The organism is Mesorhizobium sp. M7A.F.Ca.CA.003.01.2.1 (assembly GCF_003998945.1).
Taxonomy (GTDB): Bacteria; Pseudomonadota; Alphaproteobacteria; order Rhizobiales; family Rhizobiaceae; genus Mesorhizobium; species Mesorhizobium ciceri.
The window spans coordinates 1-6377 of the sequence record NZ_RZRA01000244.1 but is presented as its reverse complement, the minus strand read 5'-3'; the positions used below and the strand labels follow the sequence as shown (position 1 = coordinate 6377).

Sequence of the window (6377 nt, the reverse complement as noted above, 5' to 3'; positions counted from 1 at the left end):
TCCCAATAGATGGCGGGGCTCGCCGCGATCCAGGTCTGAAAGGAAGAAGGCCGCGTGAACAGGGCGTAGAGCGCAAACAGGCCACCGAAAGAATGGCCGTAAAGCGCCTGGCGGCTGGCATCGACCGTGACCCGGCTGGCGACCCACGGCTTCAGCTCATCCTCGATGAAAGCAAGGAATTTCCCTGCCCCACCGGTCCGGACTTCGGACGTGCCTTCGTGGAAGGGCGGGTAGGTCTTGCCTGGCGGCGGGCCGAGATCCCATGAGCGGCGCAGCGGATCATAGGCGCCGTCGACGGGATAGCCGATGGCGACGATGACGCCCCAGCCGACATTGGTGCCCGTGGGATAGAAGGCCTGCGCGCGCATGGCGTCGACCGCCGTGCCGATGACGGCGTTGCCGTCGGTCATGTAGAGGACCGGCCAGCCGGCCTCGGGCACCGGCCCGGACGGCACATGCAGGAATATCCGCCAGGGCGCGCCGCCCTGCGCCGGAACAAGATCGTGGACCGCCGTGTTGGCGATCAGGGCTGGCGTCGCGTTGGACATGGATATCTTGGACATGGATATCTCCAGGCAAAACGGTCAGCGGCGGCGCAGCAGCCACATCAGCACCGGGCCGCCGATCAACGTGGCGACGAGACCGGCCGGGATCTGGCGCGGGAAGATGGCGATCCGGCCCACCCAGTCGGCGGCGACCATGATCAGCGCGCCGGCGAGCACCGCGCCAATGGCCTGCGGCAGCGCACGGGAAAGGCCAAGGCGACGAGCAAGATGCGGCGCCATAAGGCCGATGAAGGTCAGCGGACCGACGATCAGCGTCGAAGCCGCGGTGAGTGCCGCGACGGCCAGCAGCACGAGAAGCCGCGCCCTCTTCAGGTTGATGCCAAGGCCCTGAACGGCGGCGGAGCCGAGCGGCAGGATGTCGAGCCAGCGCATGAAGAAAGGCGCGAGCGCGAAGAGGCAGACCGCGATACCACCGGTCAGCAGGGCGTCACCGACATCGACGCCATAGGTCGAACCGGTCAGCCAGTTGAGCAGCAGCATGGCGCGAGGATCGCCGGTCGCGGTGAGCACCAGGATCAGCGCGTCGAACAAGGCCGTCAGGGCAACGCCGGCAAGCAGCAGCCGCTCCGGCGCATAGGCGGCACGACGGCCGATCGCCAGCGTCACCAGCAAAGCGGCGAAGGCCCCGATCGTTGCCGCCGCCGTCTGAACCGGGCGCCCGGCATCGACGAGCGCAAACAGCGCCACCATCATGCCAAGGGCGGCACCGGCACTGATGCCCAGCACTTCGGGGCTGGCCATCGGATTGCCGGTCAGCCGCTGCATCATCAGCCCGGCAAGCGCCAGCATCGCCCCGGCACTCAGCGCGGCAAGCACGCGAGGCCACCGCCACGACAGCAAAGGCTGCAGCTCGTCGCCGAAGGCGAAGGTCCAGCCATGCGGACCCGGTTCATGGAGCAGGGCCAGCCCGAGCAGCAGAAGCAGAGCCAGGCCGAGTGCCATGAGAACAAGGCCGGGCCGGCTTGCGCGCGGCAGGCGCACGGCCATCAAGGTCGGGGCTTCCGAGCCAAGCGCAAGGCGCGGCAGCAGCCAGAGCAGCAGCGGCGCACCGAGAAGTGCTGTGATCGCTCCGGTCGGCAGCAGGTCGCCTTGCGGCCCGGTGGCGATCTGCACGCCTTGATCGGCGGCCCACAGCAACGCGCCGCCGATCAGCGGCGCCATCACCAGTTGTTGGCCAAGCCGCCGGCCACCGCCGATGCGCGCGAGCGTCGCCGCGGCCAGGCCGACGAAGCCGATGACGCCGACAGCGGCAACGACAAACGCGATCAGCGCGACGGCGGCCGCCAGTCCGGCGAAGCGATAGGCGCCGAGCGGCACGCCAAGGCTGCGCGCGCCTTCATCGTCGAGGCCAAGCAGGGTCAGGGGCCGCACCATGAAGAAGATCGCAAGCGCAGCAGTGCCGATGCGGGGCAAAAGCCACAGCGTCGTCGACCAATCCTGCTGGCCGAGCGAACCGGCGCCCCAGATGAACAGGCTGGCCAGCCATTCATGCCGCAGCACGATGAGAGCGGCACCGATGGCGCCGGCATAGAGGCTGACCACAAGCCCCGCCAGCACCACCGAAAGCGGCGACAGGCCCTTGTGCCAGGACAGAGCGATGACGGCGGCAAGGGCCATAAATGCGCCGGCCAGCGCCACCCATTCGCGGCCGAAGGCAAGCAGGGACGGTGACAGAAGCGTCGCCAGTGCCAGCGCCAGATAGGCGCCGGCCGAGACGCCAACGGTTTCAGGCGAGGCGAGCGGGTTGCGCAGAACCTGCTGCAGGACAGTTCCGGCAAGCCCGAGCGCCGCACCGCACAAAAGGCTGATCGCAAGACGGGGCAGGAAGGCATAGTGGACGAGCACCTGCCGCATGTCAGCGATGTCGGGAGCGGCGAGCGATTGGAGCCAGAGCGCCGATGGCAGTTGCACGGTGAGGTTCGAGACGGTTGCCGCTGCCGCAGCCGCGAGCAGCACCGCGCAAAGCAGGATCGCGCCTACCGGCTGATTGCTGGAAAAGCTCCACACGGGGGCCCGGCCGGCCGACGCAGGCTTCCCCCTTTGGGCAATGGCAGCATCCTCAGCCATGGGCGGCCTCCGCGGTCATCGCCGATGCCAGGACCCGAGCAAAACGGCTCGCGGATGGAAGCGCGCCAAACATCAGGACGGCAGGAAGGCGCATGATCGAGCGGTTGCGCACGAAGGGCATGGCATTCCAGACCGGACTTTCGGTCAGCGTGCCGCCGGCGCCCTCAGGCAAGGGTTCGAGATAGGCGAGGCGCGCATCGCTGGATGTCGCCAGCCCGTCGATGCCGACGGTCGAAAACCCCCAATAGTTGGTCTCGGCCGTCCACGCGTTGCTGAGCCCGATGCGGTCGAACACCTCCTGAAACAGGCTCTTTGCGCCGTAGACGCGCACATTGCGGGGGTCCAGGAAGCTGACGACATAGATCGGCCGTGCCGAAAGCGGCGCCAGTTGCTGGCGAACCTCCAAAAGATACGCGTCTGTCGCCGCGATCAGCGCCTCGCCTTCGCTTTCCTTGCCGACAAGCCCGGCGAGCTGGCGCGTCGCCTCGAGCGCGCGCCGATAGGGTTGCCCGGCCTCGGTATAGAGCCCGATCGTCGTCACTGGAGCCACGCGTTCGAGCAGCGGCTTGATGCCCTCGAGATACGGCATGGACAGGATGATGTCGGGCCTGAGCTGCTGCAGGAATTCGAGATTGGGCTCGAGCAGCGTGCCGAGATCGGCGACGTCGGGCGGCAGCCGCGGCTCGACCACCCATTTCTCCCAGACCTCCCGATCGGCAATGGCGACCGGGCTGACACCGAGCATGAGCAAGGTCTCGGTCAACCCGTCATCCAGGCAGACGATGCGCAACGGACGGGCTTCAGCCGTGGAGGACCTCATGCCGGCGAACGGCAGCGAAAAAAGCCCGAGCGCCTGGCGCCGGGTCATTCGGCTGCGCAAATGATCGGGCGCGGCTCTCGACTGGGGCTCTTGGTCTCTCTGCAATGCGGCCGGCCCTGCTTTTCGGGGGTTGGTCTCCAGTGACCACTGCCCGGTGACTATGAAACATGAGTATACTAGTCAACATTTAAGATGCCTGCCCAGTCAACTTTCACGCAACCGCATGCCAAGCGCAGACGCCCACTGGCCGCAAGGCGATTCGCCCGTACAACAACCCTGTGCGACGTCACCGTCCGAATCACGGTTTGCGAAGCCCAATCCGCGCCCCGCATCATTTTTCCTCCACGAATGCATTCCATGATAGAGGGAGCTACGGTCGCCTTTGGGCAGCCGTTTCCTGGATTGCCTGAGAGACCAAAGACGGCCAAGAACCAAAAGCCGGCAGCAAGCCGCCACCTGAAGACGTCAAGGACCGGTCGAACGCATCAAGGCAGCGTGATCGGGTTGCACTCGGCAAGGCTTGATGATTTGTTGCCGCTATACGGAGAACGAATGATGCGAGAGCCTGCCGGTCAAGACGAATACGGGTCGACGAACCCTTTCGATCCGGACGACCTGCCAACCTTGAACGCAATCGGCCCGAGCATGGGAAGCGGCAATGATTTCGAGAGATATGCCGTTGCCGTGATCATCGTGTTCGGTGCGCTGATCATCGGCGGGCTGATGGCCGCATCGATGGTCTTCGGGCACCGCAACGGCTTCCTCTTCGCGCTTGGCGGCGCCACATCCGCCTGGATCTCCGGAAATGCGCTGCTGCTCGACCGGCCGCGCATCTATGCGCTGTTCGTCGGCATTGCCGCCTTGATGCTGGTTGCGTCCACCCTCACGCTGGTCTTGTGACGGTCAAGTCGGTGTGAGCCGATCCACTTGAGCAGCGGGCGATCAACCCGAATCGCCACGCTGCTCCAAGCTTTTCCTCCGAGCTGTCAGTATCCGAGCGCCTCGCCAGAGGCCGCGCGGCTGTCGATGGCGCCGTTGTAGCGCGCGCCGCCGCCTTTCTCGATTTCCGCCAGGCTCTTGCCGCCGACCAGGATGCCGGCGGCCTGACCCCAGGTCTGGTCGGCGAGATCGAGGTGATATCCCATGCCGGCCAGCAGCTTTTCTGTGTCCGGCGACAGGCCGAACGGCTCGACATACACCTTGTCGGGCAGCCATTGATGGTGGATGCGCGGCGCGTCGATCGCCTCCTGGATGTTCATGCCGTGGTCGATGACATTGACGATCGCTTCCAGCGTGATGGTGATGATGCGCGAACCACCGGGGCTGCCGATGACCATGAACGGCTTGCCGTCCTTGGCGACCACGGTCGGGCTCATCGACGACAGCGGCGTCTTCTTCGGCTGGATGGCGTTGGCCTCCCCCTGGACCAGGCCATAGAGGTTGGGCACGCCGGGTTTCTGGGTGAAATCGTCCATTTCGTTGTTGAGCAGGATGCCGGTGCCGTCGGCGACGACGCCGGCTCCAAAGGAACCGTTCAACGTGTAGGTGACCGCGACCGCATTGCCCGCATCGTCGATGATCGAATAATGCGTCGTCTCCTTGCTCTCGCCAAAGCCCTTCGGCATCAAATCCTGCGACACGCCGGCCCGGAACGGGTCGATCTTGTCGCGGATATCCTTGGCATAGGCCTTATCAAGCAGTTTCGAGACCGGGTTATCGACGAAATCAGGATCGCCAAGCGCTGAATTGCGGTCGACATAGGCGTAGCGCATCGCCTCGACCATGACGTGGACCGTCTCGGCGGAACCTGCGCCGAGATAGGACAGCGGGTAGCCCTCCAGCACGTTGAGGATTTCGCAGATGATGATGCCGCCGGAGCTGGGCGGCGGCGAGGAGGTGATCTCGTAGCCGCGATAGGTACAGGTCACGGGCTTGAGCTCACGCACCGCATATTGCTCGAAATCCGGCTTGGCGAGAATGCCGCCCTTGGCGCCGCTCGCCTTGATGATGGCGTCAGCGATGGCGCCTTTATAGAAGGCATCCGTACCCTTTTCGGAAATGGCGGCGAGCGAGGCGGCGAGGTCGGGCTGGACCAGCCGCTCGCCGATGCCATAGGGCTTGCCGTCGGGTTTCAGGAATATGGCGGCGGCCGCGGGGTCCTTCGCCAGCCTGTCGGCACTGCCGGCAAACGAGGCAGCGTCGCCCTGGTTGAGGATGAACCCGTCCTTGGCGTAGCCGATTGCCGGCGCCATCAGATCCTGGCGGGACAATTTGCCGTATTTTTCACGGGCCATCTCGAAGCCAGCCACAGAGCCCGGTACGCCGACGGCGAGATAGCCGTCGAGGCTGGCGCCCTTCACCGGGTTGCCGTCCTTGTCGAGATACATGGTTTTTGTCGCCGCCAGCGGCGCCCGCTCGCGGAAATCGAGAAAGGTCGATTTGCCGTCCTTGAAGCGGATGGTCATGAAGCCGCCGCCGCCGATATTGCCGGCATTGGGGTAGACGACGGCGAGCGCATAGCCGACGGCAACCGCCGCGTCGACAGCATTGCCGCCCTTCTTCAACACCTCGATGCCGACTTCGGACGCCAGATGCTGGGCCGTCACCACCATGCCGTGCTCGCCCTTGGCCGGCGCCGGCGAGGCGGCGAAGACACTCGTCAACGGCGCCAGGACAAAGGTGATGGAAAGACTGGCGGCGATCAGTGTCCGACGGTTGAGAGGCATGGCGGTTCTCCGGGCGGGGGGATGCCTAGAAGACCGTGTTGGACGGATCGAGTCCACTAACAATTAAGGGAGCACGAGAAAGAGCCCCCTCACCCGGATTGCCAACCGAATTGCGAAGGGCAATTCGGGGCAATCCGACCTCTCCCCGAGGGGAGAGGAGGTGTCAGCGCTGACGCCAGTCTCTTCTCCCTGCGGGGG

Annotated in this window: 5 protein-coding genes; 1 reads left to right on the top strand and 4 read right to left on the bottom strand. The window is 65.3% G+C overall.

Going from position 1 to position 6377, the window contains the following annotated elements; all coding sequences use genetic code 11:
• The 3 genes from EN969_RS12510 to EN969_RS12500 all read right to left on the bottom strand — a co-directional run.
• The coding region (locus EN969_RS12510) for an alpha/beta hydrolase-fold protein (RefSeq protein WP_164758237.1) at positions 1–563 on the bottom strand (563 nt) is incomplete at its 3' end.
• A 21-nt stretch (positions 564–584) separates the two neighbouring features.
• On the bottom strand, positions 585–2633 hold the full coding sequence (gene fhuB, locus EN969_RS12505) for a Fe(3+)-hydroxamate ABC transporter permease FhuB (RefSeq protein ID WP_082826648.1): 2049 nt from the start codon (positions 2631–2633) through the stop codon (positions 585–587).
• On the bottom strand, positions 2626–3501 hold the full coding sequence (locus EN969_RS12500) for an ABC transporter substrate-binding protein (RefSeq protein ID WP_024503125.1): 876 nt from the start codon (positions 3499–3501) through the stop codon (positions 2626–2628). The genes fhuB and EN969_RS12500 overlap by 8 nt, the downstream gene beginning before the upstream one ends.
• 504 nt (positions 3502–4005) lie before the next feature.
• On the opposite strand from EN969_RS12500, the gene EN969_RS12495 reads away from it, so the two are divergent.
• Positions 4006–4353: a hypothetical protein gene (locus EN969_RS12495; RefSeq protein WP_032808338.1), complete on the top strand. Its 348-nt coding sequence runs from the start codon at positions 4006–4008 to the stop codon at positions 4351–4353.
• Between the two features lie 86 nt (positions 4354–4439).
• On the opposite strand, the gene ggt is transcribed toward EN969_RS12495, so the two are convergent.
• On the bottom strand, positions 4440–6179 hold the full coding sequence (gene ggt / locus EN969_RS12490) for a gamma-glutamyltransferase (protein ID WP_063170036.1): 1740 nt from the start codon (positions 6177–6179) through the stop codon (positions 4440–4442).
• Positions 6180–6377: the final 198 nt, after the last annotated feature.

Excerpts from the sequence above, each read along its gene's own strand:
- EN969_RS12500 (WP_024503125.1), bottom strand. The coding sequence starts at position 3,501 with ATGACCCGGCGCCAGGCGCTCGGGCTTTTTTCGCTGCCGTTCGCCGGC.
- EN969_RS12495 (WP_032808338.1), top strand. The coding sequence starts at position 4,006 with ATGATGCGAGAGCCTGCCGGTCAAGACGAATACGGGTCGACGAACCCT.
- fhuB (WP_082826648.1), bottom strand. The coding sequence starts at position 2,633 with ATGGCTGAGGATGCTGCCATTGCCCAAAGGGGGAAGCCTGCGTCGGCC.
- ggt (WP_063170036.1), bottom strand. The coding sequence starts at position 6,179 with ATGCCTCTCAACCGTCGGACACTGATCGCCGCCAGTCTTTCCATCACC.